Below are 24,531 nucleotides of genomic sequence, written 5' to 3' on the forward strand. Positions count from 1 at the left end.
TATGACAGAACAACTTCAAACAATTTCCCCTTTTTCTGTTGAAATTGATGATAACCGTATTGCGATTGTTCGGATAAATGTAGCAAATCAAACAAGTAACTGGCTGCCTGAAAATTTTGTTTCTGATTTGCGTGATGTTATTGGCACTATTATTTATCAGCAAGCTCAAGGGGTTATTTTTACTTCAAGTAAGCCTAAATGTTTTATTAAAGGCTATAAATTAAGCTCATTACGCACAAAAACCGATGCACAGCTTAAAGCACTTTCACAAGATGCCCAAGCAGTTATGCGAGAAATCAATGTACTGAAAATGCCTGTTGTTGCCGTTATTGATGGGGATTGCTTTGGTATGGGGCTAGAGTTAGCGTTAGCTTGTGATTATCGAGTGGCAAGTGAAGAAATTCATACTAAATTCGCTATTCCACAAGTTCGTTCAGGGATTTTACCTTTTGCTGGTGGTACACAACGATTACCCCGTTTAATTGGACTATCCAATGCGATTACAATGTTGCTTTCAGGTCAAAAAATTAGTGCCGAAAAAGCGTTGAAGTGGGGATTGGTTGATCGCTTAATCCCTGCAAGTAATGTGTTTGAAACGGCTTATCAACTCTTGTTGAATAAGGAAGTGCAAAAAATTGATCATAAACGACCGCTTAGTCGCTTTAAGCAGTGGCGAAAACAACTTGAGGGCAATCCATTCTTCCGCGAACGTTATTTAGATTACATTGAAAACCGAGTATGGAATAAGGCGTTTGGTAATTATCCTGCGGTAGCAAAAATCTTGAATGTACTAAAAGAGCCTCGTTTTAAAGCTGGCTTATTACTTGAACAAGAGGCTTTTGTTGAACTATTCCGTACTGAGCAATCACAAGTGCTGATTGATCTCAAACAGACCGAGCGAGCAATGAAAGAGCATTATAAAGATCGTGCTAATGTGCGTGATGTTGCTCAAGTAAGTGTATTAGGCAGTGGTTATATGGGGGCGGGTATTGCTTACTTAACAGCGAATAATGCCAAAGTGCCTGTTCGAATTAAAGATATTCATCCATCGGAAATTCAAAAAGCATTAAAAACCTGTTATGAATTGATGCACAAAGCGGTAGATAAAAAGTTGCTTTCACACGGTGAAATGATTCAACGAATGAATTTAATTACTGGTGGGGATCGTTTAGTTGCAGGTAAACAGACTGATTTTATTATTGAAGCCGTTTATGAAAACCTTGAGCTAAAGCAAAAAATGGTACGAGAAAGTGAGCAGTATTATAGCCAAAATGCTATTTTTGCAACGAATACTTCAACATTTTCTATTCGTGAAATTGCATCGGTGGCAACACGCCCTGAAAATGTGATTGGTTTTCACTATTTTAGCCCTGTAACTAAACGTAAGATGGTAGAGATCGTACCACACGAAAGTACTAGTGAGCATACCATAGCAACAGCGATTCATTTTGCCATTCAGCAAGGTAAAGTACCTTTGTTGGTTGCAGACAAAGAAGGCTTTTTTATCAACCGTATTTTAACGCCATTTTTACTTGAGGCGATTCAATGCTTAGTTGAAGGTGAAGGAATTGAGTTTATTGATCGTTCTTTACAAGAGTTTGGCTTTAAGACTGGTCCATTAGCAATGATTGATGATATGGGCTTAGATATGATCGTTAAATCAAATAAAGCAATGGTCGAACAGCTAGGGAGCCGTTTTAAACTACCTGAAAGTGTGAAACTTTTAGCAATGAATGAACGTAAAGGGCGAAAAAATAAACGTGGTTTTTATCTTTACAACTCAAAAGGCGAAAGAACCCAAGAAGATAAGAGCATTTATCACGTAATGGAAACTATTATGCGTAATGATTTGGAATCTCAAGATATTGCTCGCCGTTGTATTTTACGAATGATTAACGAGGCTTGTTGGTGTTTACAAGATAATATCATTCAATCGACTGATGAAGGCAATGTTGCATCGGTTTTAGGTTTTGACTTCCCTGATTTTCGTGGTGGAATTTATGCCTACATAGATAAAATCGGAGCAAAAGAAATTGTTCATCAATTACGCAAACACGCACAATTGTATGGAGAACGTTTTGTCCCTTGTGAATGGCTATTACAACGTGCTGAACAAACTATTTAATCAATAAAAAGGAAACATTATGAAATTATCTACAATTGCTATTTCAGTAGCAGTCATTATCGGTGCTGTGGCAACGGGTGGAAGTTGGTACACAGGAAAACAAGTTGAAGAAAGATACGGAGAGTTAGTAGCATTAGGCAACAATAGCCTAAAACAGCTTGAACTTTATGGCATAAAAGCAGAAATCAAAGATGTTAAAGTGGAACGCCATTTTTTCAGCTCAGATATTAGCTATAACCTAGAAGCTCAAACTGCCAATGAAACCTATGTGCTGAAAGGAAGTGATAAACTTTACCACGGTCCTTTACCAATTAACCGTTTGATGAAAGGAAACCTTTTGCCAGCAATGGTCAGCAGTGAAGGGAAAATCAGCTTGCCAGAACAGTTAAAAAGCTATTTCACGAAACCTGAAGTCTTTACGCATCAAACAACGATGAGCTATGCAGGCGATGCAAACGGTCAGTTTTCAACATCAGGGTTTAAACTTGACGATACAATGTGGAATATCTCTGATACATCAGGGGAGTTTACACTGGCAAAATCAGGCGATTATCAATTAGCAATGGATATTCCAATGCTTTCGCTTCTAGATCCTATTACAAAGATGGAATATAACGGGCTTCGCTATGAGGTAAAAGGCAAAAAAACAGCTGATACTTATCGCTATTTAACCATTGGCGATTATACGATGAGTGCAGATAGTTTTAGCATTTCGTCAGCAGACGCTAACAAGCCTAGTTTAACGTTGAATAAAATTACTTCAAAAGGTGATGCTAAACTAGTAAATGAAGACTACGATATCTCAGGAGATTTTTCATCTCAAGTTGTCGTAAAAAATCAAAGCGAAGAGCTTGATTTAGGTCAGTTAAAAGCCGATTTATCAATGAAATTAGATGCCAAATCCTTTGATGAGTTGATGGTTTATAGTTCACAAATGCAAGCTGGTTCAGAATTGACTGATGAACAAAACGCAAAAGTGGAAGAAATTGGTAAAACGTTATTGAGCAAAGGACCACAGTTACATATCAAAGATTTCTCTTTAACTAATAGCAAAGGTAAAAATCAGCTCGCACTATTACTAAACTTAAAAGCAACTGATTTTAGTAATATGAATAATATGTCTGATGGATTGAATATCTTTAAACAATCTTTGTTTGATGTAACACTAAATATCAATGCGTTAGAAGAACTTGCTAAACAAATAGCCTCTATCGAACCTGAACAAAAAGCAACAGCAGAGCAAGCTGCAAAAGCACAAGTTGAGGAATTAGTACTTCAAGCAAGAAGTAGCGGTTTAGCAGTTGTTGATGCAGAAAATATTAAACTGAAACTAGAAATTGATGAAGGTAAAGTGAAACTGAACGGTAATGATGTGCCAGAAAATCAAGTTGAGAATGCTATGTTCTTTATTATGTTAGGATTAGCAGGAATGGGAATGTAGTGAGTTACTACCATTCAAATTGAGGCAATGTGAGATAAACATATTGCCTTTTTATCCACTAATAGTGTAGTAAGCAAAATCTCCCTACTTATTAAGCATTACTATACATCGTTTTACTATTCAACCAACGATGGATAAGTTGTTGGGTGAGTTTTGGATCTTGAGTAATAATCTGTTTTGCATAATTCTGTACTAGTGGGATCATTTTTCGATCTCGCATCAGATTAGCAACTTTAAATTCCGCCATTCCTGTCTGTTTTGTACCCAGAATTTCTCCTGTACCACGAATTTCAAGATCTTTTTCTGCAATCACAAACCCATCTTGGCTATCTCGCATTACTTGTAAACGTTTACTGGAAATCTTGCCTAATGGGGCTTTATACATTAGTACGCAATGAGATGCTGTTGCACCACGTCCAACACGTCCACGCAGTTGGTGTAACTGGGCTAAACCTAATCGTTCAGAATTTTCAATAATCATCAAACTGGCATTTGGTACATCAACTCCCACTTCAATCACTGTTGTGGCAACTAATAAATCAATATTTGCTTGTTTAAATTCCGCCATAATCGCTTGTTTTTCTTGGGGTTTCATTCTGCCGTGAACCAAACCAATACGTAAATCGGGCAAAGCTCTTTGCAAATCTTCTGCCATTGCTTCTGCTGCTTGAGCTTCTAAGACTTCCGATTCATCAATCAAAGTACAAACCCAATAAGCCTGACGATGCTCATTTTTACAGGCTTGATACACTCGGCGAACAATTTCATCACGACGTTCTTCTGAGATAGCAACTGTCGTAATCGGTGTTCTACCCGGTGGTAATTCATCAATAATAGATGTATCTAAATCGGCATAAACCGTCATTGCTAATGTGCGAGGGATAGGTGTTGCCGTCATAATCAGTTGATGTGGGTAAACATCGCCTTTAGCTCCCTTTTCTCGTAATGTTAGTCGTTGATGCACGCCAAATCGGTGCTGTTCATCAATAATTACTAATGCTAAATTATGAAATTCAACTTGCTCTTGGAAAAGTGCGTGAGTTCCAATGATCATTTGCACATTACCATTTTTTATTGCTTCAAGTTGTGCAGTGCGTGCTTTTCCCTTTACTTTTCCTGCTAACCAACCCACTTCAATACCGAAAGGCTGTAACCAATTTGCAAAATTAGTAGCGTGCTGCTCTGCTAAAATTTCAGTTGGTGCCATTAGTGCAACTTGTTTACCATTATCAATCGCTAATAATGCCGCCAATGCAGCCACAAGCGTTTTTCCTGAGCCAACATCTCCCTGCACTAACCGCATCATCGGGAATGGTTTCGCTAAATCTTGCTCAATTTCGCTTGTAACTCGTTGTTGTGCTTTGGTTGGTTGAAAAGGTAGGCTTGCTAAAAAACGTTGTTTTAAATCACTTTGATAACGTAATGATTCCGTATAATGTTGTTGCATACCAATTCTGATTTGCTGCATTGCTAAATTGTGTGCTAGTAACTCTTCAAAGATAAGCCTTTTTTGTGCTGAATGTTCGCCTTTTTCCAATAATTCGACAGGAACATCAGGCGTTGGTCGATGTAAGAATTTTAAAGCATCTTTTAAACTATACGGATACGGATTAAATTGATCAGGCAATAATTCTTGAACCTGTACTTTATCCAGCAACGCCAAAGCCTGATCGGTTAATTTTCTGAGTGATGCCTGTTTTAATCCTTCTGTTGTGGAGTAAATTGGTGTGAGCGTTTCTGCCAATACAAGCGGTTGGTTTCCCCGAATAATTTGATACTCAGGGTGGTGTATCTCCGCCATATAACGCCCCCGTCTAATTTCACCAAAGGCTTTCACTCTTGTTCCAGCCACAAGGCTATTTTTCATTCCCGCATTAAAGTTAAAAAATTTCAGGGTGATTTTACTTGTGCCGTCAGATAGTGTTGTAGAAAGAATAGGGCGTTTACCAAACTGTACTTCAGTTAGCTGAACAATACCTTCGATAGTGGCATAAGATTCTGGACGGAGATCGATAATCGGCGTGATCCTTGTACGATCTTCATAACGCATAGGCAAATGAAAAAGAAGATCTTGCACATTGTTGATCCCAATTCGGCTTAGCTTTTCAGCTATTGCAGATCCTACACCTGAAAGAGCTGTTAAAGGAACACCATCTAATAATTGCTGGCTCATTGGTAAAATTCCTGAAGAAATAAACTTATAAAAAGTGCTAACAAAAATAAGAGGAAATTCAAAATTATCTTTTAGTTTATGGGCTGTGGGTACAATCTTCGGGAATGGATCACAGTAATAATCAAAATAACGTCATCAAATTCTTGATAAACAATACGATAAGAACGAGCAAACATTTCCCTTAATGCATTATTTTCTTGTCGCATTCGCCCAGCTTTTGGAAGTAAGCTAATTAACTCTAAGGTTTCAAAAATTTCATTATAGAGCTTAATTCCATTGCTGTGTATGAAGTAAACTCAATTACATTTTCAATAATTTCATCAATATCTTTTAAAGCCTGATCAGAAATAATATAAGGCTTACGCATAACTTGCATTATTCATCTGCTCTTGAAGTTCTCGTTCTTTTCTTATTAACGTTTGCTCAATACGCTGCTTAGCTTGCTCAGCAGTATGAAATCGTCCTTGCTTATAGTCTTGTAAGCCTTTTGCAATTTTATCTGCTAAAAATTCATCATAACCTTTTTGTTTCATTAACATACATCTTCTCCGCTCGCTTTTAAATTATATAGATCCTACCCCCGAACTCTCGTTCGGGTGTTTCCCGTAAATGAGCAAATTTTAAATAATATTTGCAAAAAATTAAACGGATCTTACCGCTTTCACTACACCGACAAGATAAGAAAGTTTATGCAAAATAGCATCTAAATGTGCTTTATCTTTTACACTAACCAACATTTTTACTTGGTAAACACCACCTGCTCTTGCTTCACTTTGGATACTCAAAATATTGCTTTGCATTTTCGCAACGGCGGTTGTAATGTCTGCCAATACACCTTGTTGATTTAAAATATCAATCCAAATTTCTGCTTCAAACTCAATCGCCTTTTCTTTAGCAATTTCCCAACTAACTGGCATATAGTGGCGTTGATCTTGTGCATAATCTTTGACATTTCGACAACCAATATGATGAATACTTAACCCTTTTCCTGAGCTAATATGGGCAATAATTTCATCGCCAGGCACAGGTAAACAGCATTTTGCAAAGCTAATTAGGCTACTATCAACCCCTTGAATTGCCAATGGCTGATTATTTTCAGGATTTCCATCTGTATCAATTTCTAATTTTTGCCCTGATAAACGTTGTGCTACTACACCACTAATTTGATTACCTAAGCCGATTTCTGCAAGGAGATCATCAAAGCTGGTTAATTTTAATTCATCAAGTAAATTTTGTTTTACAAGCGGATCGATTTTCTCAAAGTTTTGCGAATTTAGTGAGAGTAATAATTGTCGCTTACCTAAAGAAACGGCTGAATCACGCTCTTGGCGTTTTAAAGTACTACGAATACAAGAGCGGGCTTTTGCTGTTACCACAAAGTTCAGCCATAGTGCATTTAATCGTACTGTTTCTGCCGTTTGGATTTCGATCGTTTGCCCTGATTGTAATGGCTGAGAAAGTGGGTAAGGGTTGCGATCAACTACCGCACCAATACAGCGATCACCAATATCTGTATGTAACGCATATGCAAAATCTACCGCTGTTGCATTTGCAGGAAGTTGAACAATACGCCCCTTAGGAGTAAATACATAAATATCGCTAGAGAACAGATCTGATTTGACATTCTCAATAAACTCGGCTGAATTTCCCGCACTTTGTTGCATCTCAACAATGCTTTTCAACCACTGTTGTGTACGAACTTGAACGCTAGTGCTTACGTGATCTTGATAGCCCCAATGTGCAGCCACCCCAAGTCGAGCCATTTGATCCATCTCTTCAGTACGAATTAACACATCAACAGGCACACCTTTCGGTCCAATCATAGAAGTATGGAGAGATTGATAGCCGTTAGTTTTCGGTACCGCAATATAATCTTTAACTTGGAAAGGGCGGGGTTTATACAGTGAGTGCATCTGCCCAAGTACTCGATAGCAATTATCTACACTCTCAACCACAACACGAAACGAATAAATATCTAAAATAGAATTAAAATGTTGGGTTTTCTCACGAATTTTTTGATAAAGATAATAAAGTGGACGTTCTTTGCCATACACTCGGCATTTAATCCCCACTTCATCTAAGCGAGCTTTAATTTCAGCAGAAATGCGTAAAATCATCTCTTGCAAATTCCCCCTTGCCGTTTCGATAGAACGTTTAATCACTTCATAACGGTAAGGATACATCGCCTTAAAGCAGAGATCTTCTAACTCATTTTTCAGTGATTCCATTCCTAAGCGATGAGCCAATGGCGTATAAATTTCAAGAGTTTCTTTCGCAATTCTTTGGCGTTTATCTGGACGCAATGCCCCTAATGTCTGCATATTGTGCGTGCGGTCAGCTAACTTAATTAGTACCACCCGTACATCTTTAGTCATTGCCAAAATCATTTTACGGAAATTTTCTACCTGTGCTTCTTGGCGTGTACGAAATTTTAACTTATCAAGTTTAGAAACACCCTGTACAATTTCTGCCACACTTGCCCCAAATTCTTCGGCAAGTTGCTCTTCTGTATAAGGTGTATCTTCGATCACATCGTGCAACAATGCAGCAATAACTGCTTCGTGATCGAGTTTCATTTCAGCAATAATACACGCCACCGCAACAGGGTGAGTAATGTAAGGCTCACCACTTGAGCGAAATTGACCTTCGTGAGCATCTCGTGCCACTACAAAGGCACGCTTTACTCGCTCGATCTGCTCTGCGGGTAGATAACCTTGAATAATGGAGTTGAGAGGTTCAAAAAGATCCACGTTACACCTTTCCTTAAATAAAATTTAGATAAAAAAATGGACAATTCAATTGCAAACTGAGCGAGAAATCTCACCGCTTACATTGAATTGTCCATTAAAAATTATGAATTTGCTTGGACATCTGCAAGGAAAGAAATAGCTTCTCTTTCAACCACTTCTTGATGAAGTGCGTCAATCTTTTCTTGCTGATCCATAATTTGGTTATTGATTAAACCTTCTTCGATCTCACGCAATGCAATTACTGTTGGTTTATCGCCTTCTTCTGCTACCAACGCTTCACGTGTATGTAGCTGTAATTGTCTTGCTCGGCGAGCAGCGGTTAAAATTAAATCAAAGCGGTTACCAATTTTATCTACTGCATCTTGAACGGTTACACGAGCCATTGTTTACTCCAAATTTTGCAAAATTTTCAATTTATAAAAGGATAAGGATTATACAGAAGTTAGATAATGCTGACAATAGATTGGAAAATAGTTAAAAAATTTTTATAGCGTTTCTTTTACTTAAGATTTTTTTAATATTTCCTTGTTTTAATAAGTTCAACGAAACACAGTGTTCGTTTATTACGATAAATTTAACAAGGAGTATTCTATGAAAAAAGTAATTATCTTTACTACTTTATTAGCTGTATCAACCATCACTATGGCGAAAGGTGGTTTTCACGATGGTCATCACAAAGAAAAAGCACCAATGCAACAAGGTTTCTTTGATGAAAATGCTGCGGTGAAAAATGTTGCTGATGCAATCAAGGCTGTAGATGACACCCCTGTTGTGTTAGTCGGCTCTATTGTAAAGCAAGTTGATAAAAACGAGTTTATCTTCAGAGATAGTACGGGAGAAATCCAAATTGATGTAAGCAAACGAGCGTGGAATGGACAAACAATCACTCCACAAGATACGATTGAAATTCGTGGGAAAGTGGATAAAGAATGGTCTCAAGCTGAAATTGATGTAAAGCTGGTTATTAAGAAATAACTACCCTATTTTAATACACTAGAAAAACCGATTAATAACTGAATAAGTTACAAATCGGTTTTTTTGTAATGGTTCTCTACCTACTCCAACTCGCCACAAAAACGATAACCTTCGCCGTGAATAGTCACAATAATTTCTGGGGTATTAGGATGATCTTCAAAATGCTTACGAATACGGCGGATAGTAACATCAACAGTTCTATCGTGAGGTTTTAGCTCACGCCCAGTCATTCGTTTAAGTAAATCATCACGAGTCTGAATTTTGCCAGGATTTTCACAGAAATGAAGTAATGCTCTAAACTCACTACGAGGTAATTTAATAATATCGCCTTCAGGGTTAATTAAACTACGGCTATTTACATCAAGCACCCAGTTATTAAAACGATAGCAATCAACTTGTTCATTTTCTTTCGTTGATTTTTCTTTTTCTGACATCGTACGTTGTAATAAATTTCTCGCCCGAATAGTCAGCTCTCTAGGGTTAAATGGCTTAGTGATGTAATCATCAGCTCCAATTTCAAGCCCAAGAATTTTATCCACTTCATTATCACGCCCAGTTAAAAACATTAAAGCGATATCAGTATTCTCACGTAACTCTCGAGCCAACATTAAGCCATTTTTACCTGGTAAGTTGATATCCATAATGACTAAATGAATAGGATTTTGTGCAAGTATCGAATGCATTTCTACCCCATCGGCAGCTTCAAAGACATCATAACCTTCTGCTTCAAACACATTTTTTAGGGTGTTGCGAGTTACTGCTTCATCTTCAACAATTAAAATTTGTGGGTTTTCCATTTTGTTACTCTTATTAAATCGTTATGTTATGTATCGCAATGCATATAAATGTTGCAAACTTGTGCTATTTTACTTGGCATTGTTATGGTTAGAAAACATTTATTTTTACATTTAATTGGCTTTAATCAAATTTTAGCAAAAAAGTCTTAAAATGTTACCTATAAGACATGCTTTTAGCTATAAACTGATATATTCAATAGATATATCAAATAAATTTTTTGCCAAAGAAGTTGTTATATTTCGGTGACTTAGTATCGCTTGTTTTTCTGCTAACACTATGCGATTAACAGGAACATCAATTAGCCCCAGCATTCTGCGTTGATTTAAGGCACTCTGTAAAGGCAGGAAACTCGGGTTAAATGCAGCGTTTTCAGCATATCGCCCTGTAATAACCTGTTCACCAACCTGTAATGCAACGCCACTTACTGCTTGGCTATAAGGTGCATAAGCACTTTCAGCTGCACTAATTGCAGCTTGAACGACAATATCATTATGCTTTGTAAAAGCGTGATTTTGTGGGTCAAACAGAGCTTTATCAATGTTTAAGTTTGTAGGTCCAAAAGCATCAGGCAAATAGCTGTGTAGTAAATTATGTTGGCTATGGGGTAAATGAATATGTAGCGTAGAGGCGGTATTCAGCTCATTCATAAACTGGCGACAATGTCCACAAGGCGTATAATTTACCACCATATCTGTTAATGCTTTTTCACCAGATAACCAAGCGTGAGAAATTGCACTTTGTTCTGCGTGAACAGATTGAGCAATGGCATCAGATGTAAATTCATAGTTTGCTCCAAAATAGAATGTCCCTGATTTACCGATGGCTATTGCACCAACATAAAAATTAGAGACAGGAACAACAGCGTAGCAAGCAGCAACAGGTAAGCAATGTAAAGCGAGCTGTACTGGAGATAAGTTAAACTCTACACAAAATTGCTCAACGGTTTCAGCAGATATTTTTGCATTGCACTTTTGCAAAAAAAGTTGTTCAACTACCCGCTTGATTATATTTTTATGCTCAATATCAGAATCTTGTTCTATTAGCTGTGTTAAACGTTGTTGTAAGCTCATTATTTTCTCCTTTTAAATATTTAAAACCTTACCCCCGAGTCACAATGACTCCAACACTATTCGCTTGAGCTACTGCTTTCGGCTTATGTAATTCAATTCTCAATGCTTTAATACCAAATTCATTTTGTAATAAATCAGCAACCTTATACGCTACTGTTTCAACTAATTTGAATGGAGTTTTCTCAACAAACTCAAGGATCTTCTGAGAAACATCTGCATAATTTAAGCAATGTTCTACATTATCTTCAGCAACAGCTTGAGCAAAATCCCACTCCATTTCAATATTAAAAATTAAGCGTTGTTTAATCGTATGCTCCCAATCATAAGCTCCTATTGAAGCAAATGCCGTTAATTCACTAATAAAAACTTTATCAGTCATCGGATCTTTCCTTATTTTTCTTTTTCAAACTTCAGCGTAGAATATCACATTATTTATCGAAGAAATAAGGGGAAAATATGAGCGTAATCGCTTATGGTATCATTCTAGCAGCCTATTTATTTGGATCTATTTCTAGTGCAATCCTTTTTTGTCGCCTTGCTGGTTTACCAGACCCAAGAGAGTACGGCTCACATAACCCTGGTGCAACAAATGTTTTACGCATAGGCGGGAAATTATCTGCAATTGGTGTATTATTATTTGATATTTTAAAAGGGCTATTACCTGTTTCAGTTGGCTTTTATTTAGAACTCTCCCCATCAGAAATCGGCTTTATTGCTCTTGCAGCTTGTTTAGGACACGTTTTCCCTATTTTCTTCGGCTTTCGTGGTGGTAAAGGTGTGGCAACCGCATTTGGCATACTTATCCCGATGGGTTATGCAATTTCAGGATTTGCTCTAGCCAGTTGGCTACTCGTATTTTTAATTTCGGGCTATTCATCACTCAGTGCCGTTATAACCGCTCTTAGTATTCCTTTCTATGTATGGTGGTTTAAGCCAGAATTTACTTTTCCTGTGGCTTTGGTTTGTTGTTTATTGGTTTACCGCCATCACGATAACATTCAACGTTTATGGAGAGGACAAGAGGATAAAGTTTGGAAGAAAAAGAAGTCATAGCCCTTAATTCCACAAAAGTAAATGAGAAAAATTCTTAATCAAAATAGTCAATGCAAATCAATCTTATTTATTTGATAGGTATTTTCTATTTGATGAATAAATTATATTCATTTCACAGAGCAGATTTTTTTATTTATACTTTGTCTCGTTGAAATAATTCAGTTACACATATAGGAGAAAAGTAATGACAAATTCAATCGGTTTAAATGTTGCATCATCTGAAAAATTAGCTGCAGAACTTAATAAATTATTAGCAAGCTACCAAGTATTTTATACAAACGTGCGTGGTTACCACTGGAACATCAAAGGTGTTAGTTTCTTTGAATTACACGCTAAATTTGAAGAAATCTATGATGATTTAGTAGTAAAAGTAGATGAAATCGCAGAGCGTATCTTAACTTTAGGTCACGTTCCAGCTAATGCATTCAGCCAATACTTAAAAGAATCACAAATTGAAGAGCATATTGGTATTAGCTCTGCACAACAATGCTTAACTGGTACAGTTGAAGGTTTAAAAACGTTATTAAAACAACAACGTGAAATCTTAACTTTCGCAAATGAATTAGATGACGAAGGTACAGCATCACAAATGAGCGACTACATCAAAGAACAAGAGAAACTTGTTTGGATGTTCTCTGCTGCTGCAACTTGTGGTGTTTGCCAACAATAGTTTTTTATTCATTTTTCAAAAAAGTGCGTTAAATCCTTGTACTATAAGGTCTTAACGCACTTTTTTATATTAGAAAGACAGTGAAATGGTTGCAGCTCTACCAAAAATGATACCGAAATAAAATGGGGTATTCATAAGGTTTGTCAGCAACCTAGCCAAGAATCTATTTTTGTAAATTTTTGTGAAAAGCCCCCGCTTACTTATCTTCTTTTCGCTTTACTAGTTGTTGCTTTCTTCTTTTTAGCCGTTTTCTTTTTAGATACCTTTTTTATCGTTGCGATCTCTTTAAAGACTGGCTCTCCTTTTTTCGCTCTTTGTTTTGCGGTTTTACCTGCTGCTTTGGGTTTGCGTAAGCTAGTTGTCAAAGCAAAATCAATTTTTTTATCATCTAAGTTCACTCCGATAACACGCACTTTTACGGGATCGCCTAAACGATACATTACACCATTAGCACCTACAAGGCGTTGGCGGTCGCTATCAAAGTGGTAGTACCCATTATCTAGGCTTGAAATATGAACCAAGCCATCAATCAGTAATTCATTGAGTTTAACAAATAGTCCAAAGCCCGTTACGCTTGAAATAACGCCCATAAATTCTTCGCCAATATGATCTTGCATATATTCACATTTCAGCCAATCTGCAACTTCTCGGGTTGCGTCGTCTGCTCTACGCTCAGTGGCAGAGCATTTTTCCCCGAATTGATCCATATCGTCCAGCTTATAGTGATATCCACCGCCATTGGTGTAATGGCGAGTATTGCCCTGCTGTTTTTCGATTAAATACTTAATCGCACGATGTAGCAATAAATCAGGATAACGGCGAATTGGTGAAGTAAAGTGAGCATATTCCGTTAAAGCTAAGCCAAAATGCCCTTCGTTATCAGGGGAATAAATTGCCTGTTTTAATGAACGCAATAACATCGTTTGAATGAGTTCTTTATCTGGACGCTCTTTAACTGTATCCAGTAATTTAGCGTAGTCTTTTGGTGTTGGACTTAACCCACCATCTAAAAAGAGTCCACATTCTTTTAAGAATGTACGGAAGCTTGTCAATTTTTCTTCACTTGGTTGAGCGTGAATACGATAGAGCGAAGGCTCATCAGCTTTCTCGACAAAACGAGCAGCAGCAATGTTGGCAAGGATCATACATTCTTCAATAATTTTATGAGCATCATTACGAATAACTGGCTCAATGCGTTCAATACGCCCTTGTGGATTGAAAATAAACTGATTTTCAATGGTTTCAAATTCAATCGCACCACGTTTTTGGCGAGCATCAACAAGCACTTGGTACATTTTATGTAACTCTTCTAAATGGGGGACAAGAGCAGAGTAACGCTCTCTTAATGCTTCATTTCCTTCCAAAATATGCCATACTTTCGTATAAGTTAGGCGAGCGTGAGAATTCATCACCGCTTCATAAAATTGGAAATCACCTAATTGTCCTGCATCGGATACTTGCATTTCTGCCACCAAGCATAAACGATCCACTTGTGGATTAAGTGAACACAACCCATTCGATAATACTTCAGGTAACATTGGGATCACTCTATTTGGAAAATAAACAGAGTTCCCACGTTGTTGAGCTTCTAAATCAAGTGCCGTTTTCGGGCGAACATAGTAACTGACATCAGCAATCGCCACCCACAAACGCCAACCATTTTCTTCTCGTTGGCAGAAAACAGCATCGTCAAAATCTCTAGCACTTTCACCATCAATCGTTACAAGGGGAAGATGGCGTAAGTCCACTCTACCTTGTTTGGCTTCTTCGGGGACTTCTTCACTAAATTGGCGGATCTGTTTTTCAACACCTTCACTCCAAATATGTGGAATTTCGTGATTGCGTAAGGCAATCTCAATTTCCATACCAGGTGCAAGGTTATCGCCTAAAATTTCAGTAATAAAGCCCACAGGGCGTTTAAAATCAGCTTTGCGTGGTTGTAATTCCACAACTACTACTTGTCCCATTCTTGCCCCAAGACGCTGATCTTCAGGAATGAGAATATCGTGCTGAATACGACTATCATCAGGAACAACATAATTGATCCCTGACTCAGTGAAAAATCTTCCGACAATCTGTTTTTTGCGAGCTTCTAATACTCGTACAATACGAACTTCTTTACGACCACGGCGATCTGTTCCGTTAGGTTGTGCAAGGACGAAATCTCCGTGTAATACACGCACCATTTGGTTATTTGGAATAAACCAATCGTCATCACCTTCTACTTGTAAAAAGCCATAACCATCACGATGCCCGATAACCATTCCTTTTAATAAATCCATCTTTTCAGGTAAGGCGTAACGGCGGCGTTTAGTAAAAACTAATTGTCCATCATTTTCCATTGCTCGTAATCGACGGCGAATGGCTTCTTGGCGATCTTCATCATCAATGTTAAAGGTGGCAAGTAGCTCTTCTTTACTCATTGGTGCATCGTAATTTCGGATTGTTTGTAAAATAAACTCCCTGCTTGGTACAGGGTTTTCATATTTTTCTAATTCTTGTTGATAATTTGGATCTTGTTTCATTTTTTATTTTTCTCTTATATGTTTAAGGAAGGCATTTGCCTTATTTTTATTCTGTTTGTTTATGATTAAATTTGTGAATAAGACAAAACTTATTCAGGTTCAATGATGTATGCAAAATTACAAAGGTTAAATTAAAGCTAGATAGGATATAACGGAGAGAAGGACGTGATAGTCAGCTAACGAAATAAAAAGGCGACTAAATGTCGCCTCTCAAGAACAAATCTTATTGATTGTTTTGAACGTAATCAATCGCAGATTGTACAGTTGTGATTTTTTCTGCTTCTTCATCAGGAATTTCGATATCGAATTCTTCTTCTAAAGCCATCACTAACTCTACGGTATCAAGAGAGTCTGCGCCTAAATCTTCGATGAAAGAAGCTTCAGGTTTAACATCTTCTGCTTTTGCGCCAAGTTGATCAACGATGATTTTTTTTACGCGTTCTTCAATGCTCATTTTGTGTTTCCTATTTGTGAATTCGCTTAAGTGCGAGAGTTGTATAGTGTAAAGAAAATTCGTATAAATTCAACCTTTTTATGAGAAGTCAAACCAGCCTTGAGTTTTCTTATACACTTGAACCATTGTTTTGCTTTCATAAAGCAAAAAGCAAGATGGATTTTAACACTATGAATAGGGTTTATCCATAGCCGATTTTAGCCTGAGATTGAATTTCATCAAACAAGCGGTGAAATTTTTAAGAAATTTTGCAAATTTTTGCAAAAATCTTACCGCTTATGCTTTCCTGAATGGCTGTTGATCTCTACAATAGCAAGATTTTCATATTTAAAAATTATAAAGATAGGATAAAACAATGCGTACCAGCCAATATTTATTTTCTACACTCAAAGAAACACCAAATGATGCTCAAGTCGTGAGCCATCAACTAATGCTCCGAGCAGGAATGATCCGCCCGCTTGCTTCAGGCTTATATAACTGGCTTCCAACGGGTTTGCGTGTATTAAAGAAAGTTGAAAATATTATTCGTGAAGAGATGAATAAAAGTGGGGCATTAGAAGTTGAAATGCCTGTGGTACAACCTGCGGACTTGTGGATCGAATCAGAACGTTGGGAAGATTATGGCCCTGAACTACTGCGTTTTAAAGATCGTGGTGATCGCCCGTTTGTATTAGGCCCAACACACGAAGAAGTTATTACCGATTTAGTTCGTCGTGAAGTGAGTTCTTATAAACAGTTACCACTCAATTTATATCAAATCCAAACCAAATTCCGCGATGAAGTTCGCCCGCGTTTTGGAGTAATGCGTGGACGTGAATTTTTGATGAAAGATGCTTATTCTTTCCACACGACCAAAGAATCATTACAAGAAACTTATGATGTAATGCACCAAACATATAGCAACATTTTTACGCGTTTAGGCTTAGATTTCCGCCCTGTTGCTGCCGATACAGGTTCAATTGGTGGATCTGCATCTCACGAATTCCAAGTATTAGCGGCAAGCGGAGAAGATGATGTGGTATTCTCAACAGAATCTGATTACGCCGCCAACATTGAACTGGCAGAAGCGATTGCTGTTGGCGAACGCCAAGCACCAACTGCTGAGTTGCAATTAGTGGATACACCAAATGCAAAAACGATCAATGAATTAGTTGAACAGTTTAACTTACCTGTCGAAAAAACGGTGAAAACGCTGATTGTAAAAGGGGCAAGTGAAGAAAATCCATTAGTTGCATTAGTCATTCGTGGCGATCACGATTTGAATGAAATTAAAGCAGAAAAATTAGCAGAAGTTGCAGAACCCTTTGAGTTTGCTGATGAAGCAGAAATCAAAGCCAAAATCGGTGCTGGTGTTGGCTCGTTAGGCCCTGTCAATCTTAATATTCCAGTGATTATTGATAGAAGTGTTGCCATTATGAATGATTTTAGTGCAGGGGCGAATATTGATGGAAAACACTATTTCAACATCAACTGGGAACGTGATGTCGCCTTACCAAAAGTAGCTGATTTGCGTAATGTTGTAGAGGGTGATCCAAGCCCAGATGGTAAAGGGACATTACTCATCAAGCGTGGTATTGAAGTGGGACATATCTTCCAACTTGGTACAAAATATTCAGAGGCAATGAAAGCGACTGTACAAGGCGAAGATGGACGTCCACAAACGATGATTATGGGGTGTTATGGTATCGGAGTAACTCGTGTTGTCGCTGCTGCTATTGAACAACATCACGATGAACGCGGTATTATTTGGCCAACAGATGCAATTGCACCGTTCACCGTAGCGGTTGTTCCGATGAATATGCATAAATCAGAGAAAGTTCAAGCCTTTGCGGAAGAGTTGTACAAAACCTTACGCATCCAAGGTGTTGATGTTATTTTTGATGATCGTAAAGAACGCCCTGGTGTAATGTTTGCTGATATGGAGTTGATTGGTGTGCCACATATGGTGGTGATTGGCGAGAAAAACCTAGAGAACGGTGAAATTGAATATAAAAACCGCCGTACGGGTGAAAAACAGATGATTAACAAAGATCAACTGCTCGCTTTTCTACACTCGCAAATTAAAATCTAATTTGATGTGTGCTAGACAGGTAGGATTTCTTAAAAATTGGTGTAATGAACAAGATAGATACTGATTTTGTCCACTACACCAAAATACTGACCTAACCGCTTATCACCAATGGCAATTGCCAATCTATTGCTGTTAATCCTTGTTGGTGTAAATAATGATTAGTTTGAGAGAAATGTTTACAGCCTAAAAAACCACGATGAGCAGATAATGGCGATGGGTGTGGTGCAGTTAGAACACAATGACGAGTTCGATCAATAAATTGTCCTTTCTTCTGTGCGTGGCTTCCCCAAAGTAAGAATACAAGATGCTCTCTATGTTGATTTAATTGTGCAATAACTTTATCTGTAAAGCGTTCCCAACCGATATTGGCGTGTGAATGTGCTTTTCCGTGTTCTACGGTTAATACGGTGTTTAACAATAGCACCCCTTGTTTTGCCCAATCGACTAAATAACCGTGTTTAGGAATTTGGAAAGCAACATCTTGAGCTAACTCTTTATATATATTGACGAGTGATGGTGGGGGAGCAACACCAGGTTTAACGGAAAAAGATAGCCCGTGTGCTTGATTTACATTGTGATAAGGGTCTTGTCCTAGAATAACAACTTTAACATCCGAAAATTCAGTTAAAGCAAAAGCATTAAACACTTCATTTTGGGGAGGGTAAATGATCTTCCCTGCCGAGCGTTCTTGATAGACGTACTGCAAAATATGCTGAAAGTAATCTTGTTCTTTTTCTTCGCCAATGGCTTCTTTCCACGTTTTCATCATTATTCCTTGTTAATGAATAGTTAATAATCAATTTTAGTTGTTAAAATATGCTTGTTATTTAAGCTATAAGTTTAATTTTATCAAAAAATAAGCAAATATTTCTCGCTTTTTGCTGAATAGCAGTTAGAATACTCAAAAATTTTTGAAATATTCAAATTTTTTTGTAATTTATTGCTTAATTTTCTTATTAGGAGTCTCAAATGATCAAAGGTGTACAAATTACTGAATCAGCAAACAGCAACTTATTAAATTCTTTCTGGTTATTAGACGAAGAAAAAAATGAAGCTCGTTGCTTAGTTGCTAAAGGTGATTTCAAAGAAGATCAAATCGTTGCAATCAGCGAATTAGGTCAAATCGCATATCGTGAAGTGCCAGTAAACGTAGCGCCAACTATCAAAGTAGAAGGCGGTCAGCACTTAAACGTAAATGTATTACGTCGTGAAACATTAGAAGATGCGGTTAAAAACCCTGAAAAATACCCACAATTAACTATTCGTGTTTCAGGTTATGCAGTTCGTTTCAATTCATTAACTCCAGAACAACAACGTGATGTAATCACTCGTACTTTCACAGAAAGTTTATAATTTATATTTGACGATAAAAGCACTCACAAGGGTGCTTTTATTTTTTACCCCTTGATCCTTTTTCTGTATTTTCAGCCTTATCTACCGTTTTTATAACTGCTCGGGATTTTTCGTCCATTGAAACTTCAATTTTATGATCAACAACCACATTCATATTGATCGTGATCCCTTCCTCTGGTGTTTCTAGCTGGATTTTTGGGGTGCAAGCGGTGAGATAGTAGCAACATATTGCAAAAAATAAGGTTCGTATCATTTTCTTCCCATTAGCGTTTATCTAATTGTTGGTAAATTGAATGCTCAATATTTTGTTCGACTTGTGAACCATAATTGATTAGTTTCCAGAGATCAAACAGATTTTCTTGATGTTGATAATTCAGGTTTATTTTCGCTTTTTGATATTCTGCCAAGTGCATTTTTAATGCAGTTTTTAAGTGCATATTACCTTCTGTGGAGAGAGTGATCTTGGCTTCCAGTTCGTCAATATGACTATCATTGACCAAGTAAGTGAGAATTTGTTCGGTATAGCCACTTTGTTTCATTGCCTCTAAAAGCTCTGGGCTAAATTTTAAGTGAGATGGGGAAGCTTGTGTAAAACTACCATCACAAATATAGCAAGGTTTTCCACTTAGCCAAAAAGGTAATATAGCATTCGCCCTGCCCTGTAAATTCAGCTGATGATATTGGGCTAGAGATAATATTTCCGCAAAATCAATCCCAGTTAATTTTACATAGGCAATTTGGGTTTGAGGCAGAGCAAAACGTTCAATATGTAAATTTCCCCCTAAGAGATTAAATGAGAGTTCTCGTAAGAAAAGCGGATATTTTTTTGTGTAGGGATAATGCCCCTGTACTTTCATTTTGGCATTAGTAAGCGGAATGCCGACATTGATTTCTGCAATGCTGACATCTAATGCTCGCTTTGCACCAATATTTACTTGATTATGTTGATATTGGTAAGGGAGAGAAAATTCAATGCCTTTTAATTCGCCGTCAGGCAATGACACAGCACCATTGCGAATCGCAAAATGCCCTCCAGCAATCAGCCCTTTATCCGCAGTTGCACTAAAAGCGGTTTCACCACGAATTGTGCCGTTAGTAATTACCCAGTTGGAACGAAATGGCAAAAGCGGTTGGAATACATTAGCGGGTTGTTCCGACCAATATAATCGACCAATCAATTCACTGGATTTTTCAGTTAATTGCCTGCGAGCAAAAAGACGAATAGGCCCAAGTTTACCTGCACTGACTTCGCCTTTTAGCCGTAAATTTTCTACTTCACCTTCTACATTTAATGTAGCACTTAGTTTTTCTAATTCTCCACCGTAGCTAAATTGTGCTTTGGGAGCAATCAATTTTACCCCACCATTTAGATGAAATTGTTCATAGGCAAACTGGATTGGTTCGGTTAAATTGAGTGTTAAATGGGGAATGAGTACGCCATTTTGCTGAATTTTGCCGAGAATGCTATTAAATTCGGATAATTCCACTAAATTGCGATGCCAGTTTCCACGCCCTACAATGTTTAACGGTGTTTTAAATGCATTGAGCTGTGATGTTCCCCATAATTTCCATTGCCAGCGATCAACGACAGCATCAATCTCGTTTGGGTCTTGGAAAACCTGCAATGCTCCCATTTTAAAATTGCGTGCAAAGCCATCTAAATGGAGTTCTATATTCTTAAAATCAGGGCTTTCTCCACGAAAAATAGCGTGTAATCGCCCTGTTAAACCATATTTATTTAGTTGCAATCCTGCCAATGGAAAACGTAAATCGTGAATCGTTAAAAAACGTTCTGTACCTGTTAGACGTAATAATGCAGATGGTAGAAAGCGTAGGGTTAAATCTGAATATTCACCGTTTAATTCCATTGGCACTGCACTATATAAAATAAAATTGCCTTGCTTAACATTTCCTGTAATTTGAAGCGGTAGTTTAAGGCTAGTTTTTTGCAATTCGCCTTCAGGGCTACTGATCACCACATTGCCTTTTCCTTTAGCATTTTCTGACAATAAACTAATTCTTATGGCGGTTTTGATTGGAAAAAGGTTTTCTATGTTCAGCTCATTTGGGCTAATTCGGGTGGTAAGAAAACCACGCAGGGGAAAATCTTCACTCATTACCCAATCAAAACGCCCTTGCTCAATCGCAAGGCTGCCATTTTCTATGCGAAATGGAAAAGCGAGTTTATTTTCAGGAAAATTTGTTGATTGCAGTTTGAATGAACCAAGTAAATGATTGCTTTCTTTCTGCCATTCCAACTGGCTAAAACCCTGTTGCAAGGCTTTGTCTGTAATTACATCATCAGGTAGTTTCCAACGGTAGTGAATAGACAAAACCGAAGGAAGCGGTGTTAAATCTTGGAGCTGAGTGGAAAAATTAAGTTGGTGCTGTTCTTTATCACTTGGTGAATAATGAAGATCACCTGTTAATTCGCCTTTTGCAAATTGTGCCGATAATCTTACCGCTTGGTTATGGATAGACGCAGTGAGTTGTTGCTCAACTTTTGCAACTTTTACTGATGTAGGTTGAAGTAATAACGCATTGGCTCGATGCGGTAGATCGGCAGGTAAATTTTCCCAAATCAATTGTTGAATGTTTACAGTTCCATTCGGTAGTAAAGGGAACAACTCACTCAGTGAAAATTCACTTGATGTGCTATTTTCTTCTTTAGGTAACAAAGATAAGCAATGATAGTCAATAATCGCTTTTTCAAACTGAATATGCTGTTGCTCCGTCCATTGCAGTTTAAATCCATTAGTCGTCAGAATAGGACATTGTTGATAGGAAAGTGAAAAGTGATCAAGAGACGTACCACGCCAATCAGTATGAAATCCTTGGGGGATTTCAACTTTCCAATCTGTTGGCAATACCCAGTTTATTGTATGTGCCAAGCGACCGCCACTTATCAAAGCGACACCGCTTGCAAGTAGAATTGCAAACAGTGTCGCTAAAATCAATAACGTTCGGCGGATCATCGTTAAAGAATATTCGTAAATGGATATAACATTGCTAAAAAGGTCGCAACCGTCCAAGCGGTTGGATTTTTAATATTTTTTGCAAGTAGTAGCCAAGCTAACATTGCAAAAATGACAAATTGCACCCCAAAGAAAATAAAATAAGGGTAAGTAACCATCTCAGGCATAATTTGTAGCTGTTGGTATAGCACAAATGCAGTCCAAAGATAATTAAAGACTAAAGCAACCAATGCAAGAAGAACTAATAATTTTAAAAATCCTTCTAATCGGCTTTTTGCTAATACCAAATACCAACCTGCCAATAAAATACCTAATAAAAGCTGGGCAAAGTTATTTGCTCGGATACCGTTAAATAGTGAAGGTAGTTCATACCAATAGATAGCTAAATATTGAATGATTCCAATGCCTGCAATGGCAAGTCCACAAAAAATCATTGTGTTGTGGAGCTTTTCATCATCAGGCAATTTCCAGTAAATAAAAGGCAGGAATAATGATGCAGACATTGGAATTAACATTGGTGAATGTTTAGGGGTAAAACCTAATGTATATAAAAAATTCCCTAAAGCAAACACCAATAAAAAAGGCAATACAAAGGTTAAACGCCCTTTCTGCCCTGGGCAGATTTGCCCTTTCCATAGCACAATAAAACTGATGATGACGCAAACAAAAAAGGCTAATAAGTAAGGCGAAATAAAAATGGCATTTTGCGGTGCAAAGAAATGATTAAGACACATTTCTATAAATACCATTAGCATTACAGGTAATAAGGCATAAGTTGCCGTTTCAAATTTAGCGGAGTTGTGATCGTGCGACATAATATCTTTAAGAAATAGATTGATGAAAAATGATTTTAGTCTGAGATTATGCCATAATAGCCGACCTTTTTTCTATTTTTACGAGGTGTTATATGCGAATTTTACATACAATGTTACGCGTGGGGAATTTAGAACGTTCAATTAAGTTCTATACGGAAGTACTTGGAATGCGTTTACTTCGCACTAGCGAGAATAAACAATATAAATATACCTTAGCTTTTTTAGGCTACGCTGATGAGAGTGAAAGTGCAGTGATTGAATTAACGTATAACTGGGGCGTAGAAAGCTACGAATTAGGCACAGCTTACGGGCATATTGCGTTAGGTGTTGATGATATTTATGCAACGGTTGAGGCTGTTCGCCAAGCAGGTGGAAAAGTGACTCGTGAAGCAGGTCCAGTGTTAGGCGGAAAGACGATTATCGCCTTTGTTGAAGATCCTGATGGCTATAAAATCGAATTTATTGAAAATAAAGATGCTCAAAAGGCACTAGGTTAATTATATTTCCATTTAATTTTAGGTGGGATTTCCCCACCTTTCTATTTTTACCACAATGACAACACAAACTGATAACCAAGCACAAGATTATCGATTATTAAAAAACCGCTTTCGTGGTTATTTGCCCGTCGTAATTGATGTTGAAACCGCAGGGCTAAATGCACAAACAGATGCCTTACTTGAAATTGCCGCTATTACCTTAAAAATGGACGAACAAGGCTATCTACAACTTGATGAAAAATTCCATTGTCATATTCAACCTTTTGAAGGGGCAAATATTAACCCAGAGTCGTTGAAAGTTAATGGTATTGATATTGATAACCCTGAACGTGGTGCGATACCTGAGATAATTGCTATTCCTGAAATGTTTAAAATGATTAGAAAGGCAGTAAAGGACAATGGTTGCCAACGAGCAGTTATCGTGGCACATAATGCAGCCTTTGACCAAGCATTTTTACAAGCAGCAGTAAAACGAATCAATGCAAAACGCGATCCTTTTCACCCTTTTGCAATGTTTGATACTGCAACCCTTGCAGGTTTTATGTATGGGCAAACTGTTTTGGTAAAAGCTTGCCAAATGGCACAAATTCCTTTCGATGGTAAACAGGCTCATTCCGCTTTATACGACACAGAGCGTACCGCTGAGCTTTTCTGTACAATGGTTAATAAACTAAAAGATTTGGGTGGGTTTAAGTAGATGAATATTCAGTGCTTTCCGTTAACTATAATTTTGCTAAAAATTATCATTAATATCTCTATGAAAATAAAAATTGTTATGAATCATTT

General features: G+C 37.5%; 23 protein-coding genes. 9 read left to right on the top strand and 14 right to left on the bottom strand.

Annotated elements, in window-relative coordinates; translation table 11 throughout:
• Position 1: 1 nt before the first annotated feature.
• On the top strand, positions 2-2,125 hold the full coding sequence (locus ACWIW0_RS07125; protein WP_454452770.1) for a 3-hydroxyacyl-CoA dehydrogenase NAD-binding domain-containing protein: 2,124 nt from the start codon (positions 2-4) through the stop codon (positions 2,123-2,125).
• Between the two features lie 19 nt (positions 2,126-2,144).
• Positions 2,145-3,566 (top strand): YdgA family protein, encoded by a 1,422-nt coding sequence (locus tag ACWIW0_RS07130; protein ID WP_454452771.1) that lies wholly within the window; start codon positions 2,145-2,147, stop codon positions 3,564-3,566.
• A 91-nt stretch (positions 3,567-3,657) separates the two neighbouring features.
• Here the strand turns inward: ACWIW0_RS07130 and recG are convergent, their stop codons facing one another.
• The 5 genes from recG to rpoZ all read right to left on the bottom strand — a co-directional run bounded on the left by recG (position 3,658) and on the right by rpoZ (position 8,872).
• On the bottom strand, positions 3,658-5,739 hold the full coding sequence (gene recG, locus ACWIW0_RS07135; protein ID WP_454452772.1) for an ATP-dependent DNA helicase RecG: 2,082 nt from the start codon (positions 5,737-5,739) through the stop codon (positions 3,658-3,660).
• 71 nt (positions 5,740-5,810) lie between these two features.
• Positions 5,811-6,026 (bottom strand): type II toxin-antitoxin system RelE/ParE family toxin, encoded by a 216-nt coding sequence (locus tag ACWIW0_RS07140; protein ID WP_454452798.1) that lies wholly within the window; start codon positions 6,024-6,026, stop codon positions 5,811-5,813.
• A 72-nt stretch (positions 6,027-6,098) separates the two neighbouring features.
• Entirely contained in the window at positions 6,099-6,278 is a 180-nt protein-coding gene (locus tag ACWIW0_RS07145) for a hypothetical protein (RefSeq protein WP_454443552.1), read from the bottom strand.
• Positions 6,279-6,380: 102 nt separating this feature from the next.
• Positions 6,381-8,489, bottom strand: a complete 2,109-nt coding sequence (spoT, locus tag ACWIW0_RS07150; RefSeq protein WP_454452773.1) for a bifunctional GTP diphosphokinase/guanosine-3',5'-bis pyrophosphate 3'-pyrophosphohydrolase — start codon at positions 8,487-8,489, stop codon at positions 6,381-6,383.
• Positions 8,490-8,590: 101 nt separating this feature from the next.
• On the bottom strand, positions 8,591-8,872 hold the full coding sequence (rpoZ, locus tag ACWIW0_RS07155; RefSeq protein WP_157395339.1) for a DNA-directed RNA polymerase subunit omega: 282 nt from the start codon (positions 8,870-8,872) through the stop codon (positions 8,591-8,593).
• 208 nt (positions 8,873-9,080) lie between these two features.
• On the opposite strand from rpoZ, the gene ACWIW0_RS07160 reads away from it, so the two are divergent.
• Positions 9,081-9,464 (top strand): YgiW/YdeI family stress tolerance OB fold protein, encoded by a 384-nt coding sequence (locus ACWIW0_RS07160; protein WP_454452774.1) that lies wholly within the window; start codon positions 9,081-9,083, stop codon positions 9,462-9,464.
• A gap of 80 nt (positions 9,465-9,544) precedes the next feature.
• On the opposite strand, the gene arcA is transcribed toward ACWIW0_RS07160, so the two are convergent.
• From arcA to folB, 3 genes are all read right to left on the bottom strand, one after another.
• Positions 9,545-10,261 (bottom strand): two-component system response regulator ArcA, encoded by a 717-nt coding sequence (arcA, locus tag ACWIW0_RS07165; RefSeq protein WP_454445924.1) that lies wholly within the window; start codon positions 10,259-10,261, stop codon positions 9,545-9,547.
• A gap of 177 nt (positions 10,262-10,438) precedes the next feature.
• A complete protein-coding gene (gene cdd, locus ACWIW0_RS07170; protein WP_454452775.1) occupies positions 10,439-11,332 on the bottom strand; it encodes a cytidine deaminase in 894 nt (297 codons plus the stop codon).
• A gap of 28 nt (positions 11,333-11,360) precedes the next feature.
• Positions 11,361-11,711 (bottom strand): dihydroneopterin aldolase, encoded by a 351-nt coding sequence (gene folB, locus ACWIW0_RS07175; RefSeq protein ID WP_454452776.1) that lies wholly within the window; start codon positions 11,709-11,711, stop codon positions 11,361-11,363.
• A 77-nt stretch (positions 11,712-11,788) separates the two neighbouring features.
• Here folB and plsY point away from each other — a divergent pair, with 77 nt between their 5' ends.
• A complete protein-coding gene (gene plsY, locus ACWIW0_RS07180) occupies positions 11,789-12,385 on the top strand; it encodes a glycerol-3-phosphate 1-O-acyltransferase PlsY (protein WP_454452777.1) in 597 nt (198 codons plus the stop codon).
• A gap of 184 nt (positions 12,386-12,569) precedes the next feature.
• Positions 12,570-13,055, top strand: a complete 486-nt coding sequence (locus tag ACWIW0_RS07185; RefSeq protein ID WP_454446639.1) for a Dps family protein — start codon at positions 12,570-12,572, stop codon at positions 13,053-13,055.
• Between the two features lie 200 nt (positions 13,056-13,255).
• Here the strand turns inward: ACWIW0_RS07185 and rnr are convergent, their stop codons facing one another.
• Positions 13,256-15,580: a ribonuclease R gene (gene rnr, locus ACWIW0_RS07190; RefSeq protein ID WP_454452778.1), complete on the bottom strand. Its 2,325-nt coding sequence runs from the start codon at positions 15,578-15,580 to the stop codon at positions 13,256-13,258.
• 223 nt (positions 15,581-15,803) lie between these two features.
• The gene (gene acpP, locus ACWIW0_RS07195; RefSeq protein ID WP_006249478.1) at positions 15,804-16,034 is read right to left on the bottom strand and encodes an acyl carrier protein; all 231 of its coding nucleotides are present in this window, start codon (positions 16,032-16,034) and stop codon (positions 15,804-15,806) included.
• 355 nt (positions 16,035-16,389) lie between these two features.
• Here acpP and proS point away from each other — a divergent pair, with 355 nt between their 5' ends.
• The gene (gene proS, locus ACWIW0_RS07200; RefSeq protein ID WP_454452779.1) at positions 16,390-18,105 is read left to right on the top strand and encodes a proline--tRNA ligase; all 1,716 of its coding nucleotides are present in this window, start codon (positions 16,390-16,392) and stop codon (positions 18,103-18,105) included.
• A gap of 91 nt (positions 18,106-18,196) precedes the next feature.
• On the opposite strand, the gene ung is transcribed toward proS, so the two are convergent.
• On the bottom strand, positions 18,197-18,871 hold the full coding sequence (gene ung, locus ACWIW0_RS07205; RefSeq protein ID WP_454452780.1) for a uracil-DNA glycosylase: 675 nt from the start codon (positions 18,869-18,871) through the stop codon (positions 18,197-18,199).
• Between the two features lie 203 nt (positions 18,872-19,074).
• Here ung and grcA point away from each other — a divergent pair, with 203 nt between their 5' ends.
• The gene (gene grcA, locus ACWIW0_RS07210; RefSeq protein WP_157395329.1) at positions 19,075-19,458 is read left to right on the top strand and encodes an autonomous glycyl radical cofactor GrcA; all 384 of its coding nucleotides are present in this window, start codon (positions 19,075-19,077) and stop codon (positions 19,456-19,458) included.
• A gap of 37 nt (positions 19,459-19,495) precedes the next feature.
• Here the strand turns inward: grcA and ACWIW0_RS07215 are convergent, their stop codons facing one another.
• The 3 genes from ACWIW0_RS07215 to ACWIW0_RS07225 are packed head-to-tail and all read right to left on the bottom strand — an operon-like array spanning position 19,496 to position 23,248.
• The gene (locus ACWIW0_RS07215; protein WP_454452781.1) at positions 19,496-19,711 is read right to left on the bottom strand and encodes a YnbE family lipoprotein; all 216 of its coding nucleotides are present in this window, start codon (positions 19,709-19,711) and stop codon (positions 19,496-19,498) included.
• Positions 19,712-19,721: 10 nt separating this feature from the next.
• Positions 19,722-22,433: a YdbH family protein gene (locus ACWIW0_RS07220; RefSeq protein WP_454452782.1), complete on the bottom strand. Its 2,712-nt coding sequence runs from the start codon at positions 22,431-22,433 to the stop codon at positions 19,722-19,724.
• A 2-nt stretch (positions 22,434-22,435) separates the two neighbouring features.
• Entirely contained in the window at positions 22,436-23,248 is an 813-nt protein-coding gene (locus tag ACWIW0_RS07225) for a hypothetical protein (RefSeq protein ID WP_454452783.1), read from the bottom strand.
• 92 nt (positions 23,249-23,340) lie between these two features.
• Between ACWIW0_RS07225 and gloA the strand changes: the two genes are divergently transcribed.
• Positions 23,341-23,745, top strand: a complete 405-nt coding sequence (gene gloA / locus ACWIW0_RS07230) for a lactoylglutathione lyase (protein ID WP_454452784.1) — start codon at positions 23,341-23,343, stop codon at positions 23,743-23,745.
• Positions 23,746-23,800: 55 nt separating this feature from the next.
• A complete protein-coding gene (gene rnt, locus ACWIW0_RS07235) occupies positions 23,801-24,442 on the top strand; it encodes a ribonuclease T (RefSeq protein WP_454452785.1) in 642 nt (213 codons plus the stop codon).
• The last annotated feature ends 89 nt before the right edge of the window (positions 24,443-24,531 follow it).

It is taken from the genome of Ursidibacter sp. B-7004-1 (genome assembly GCF_053654055.1).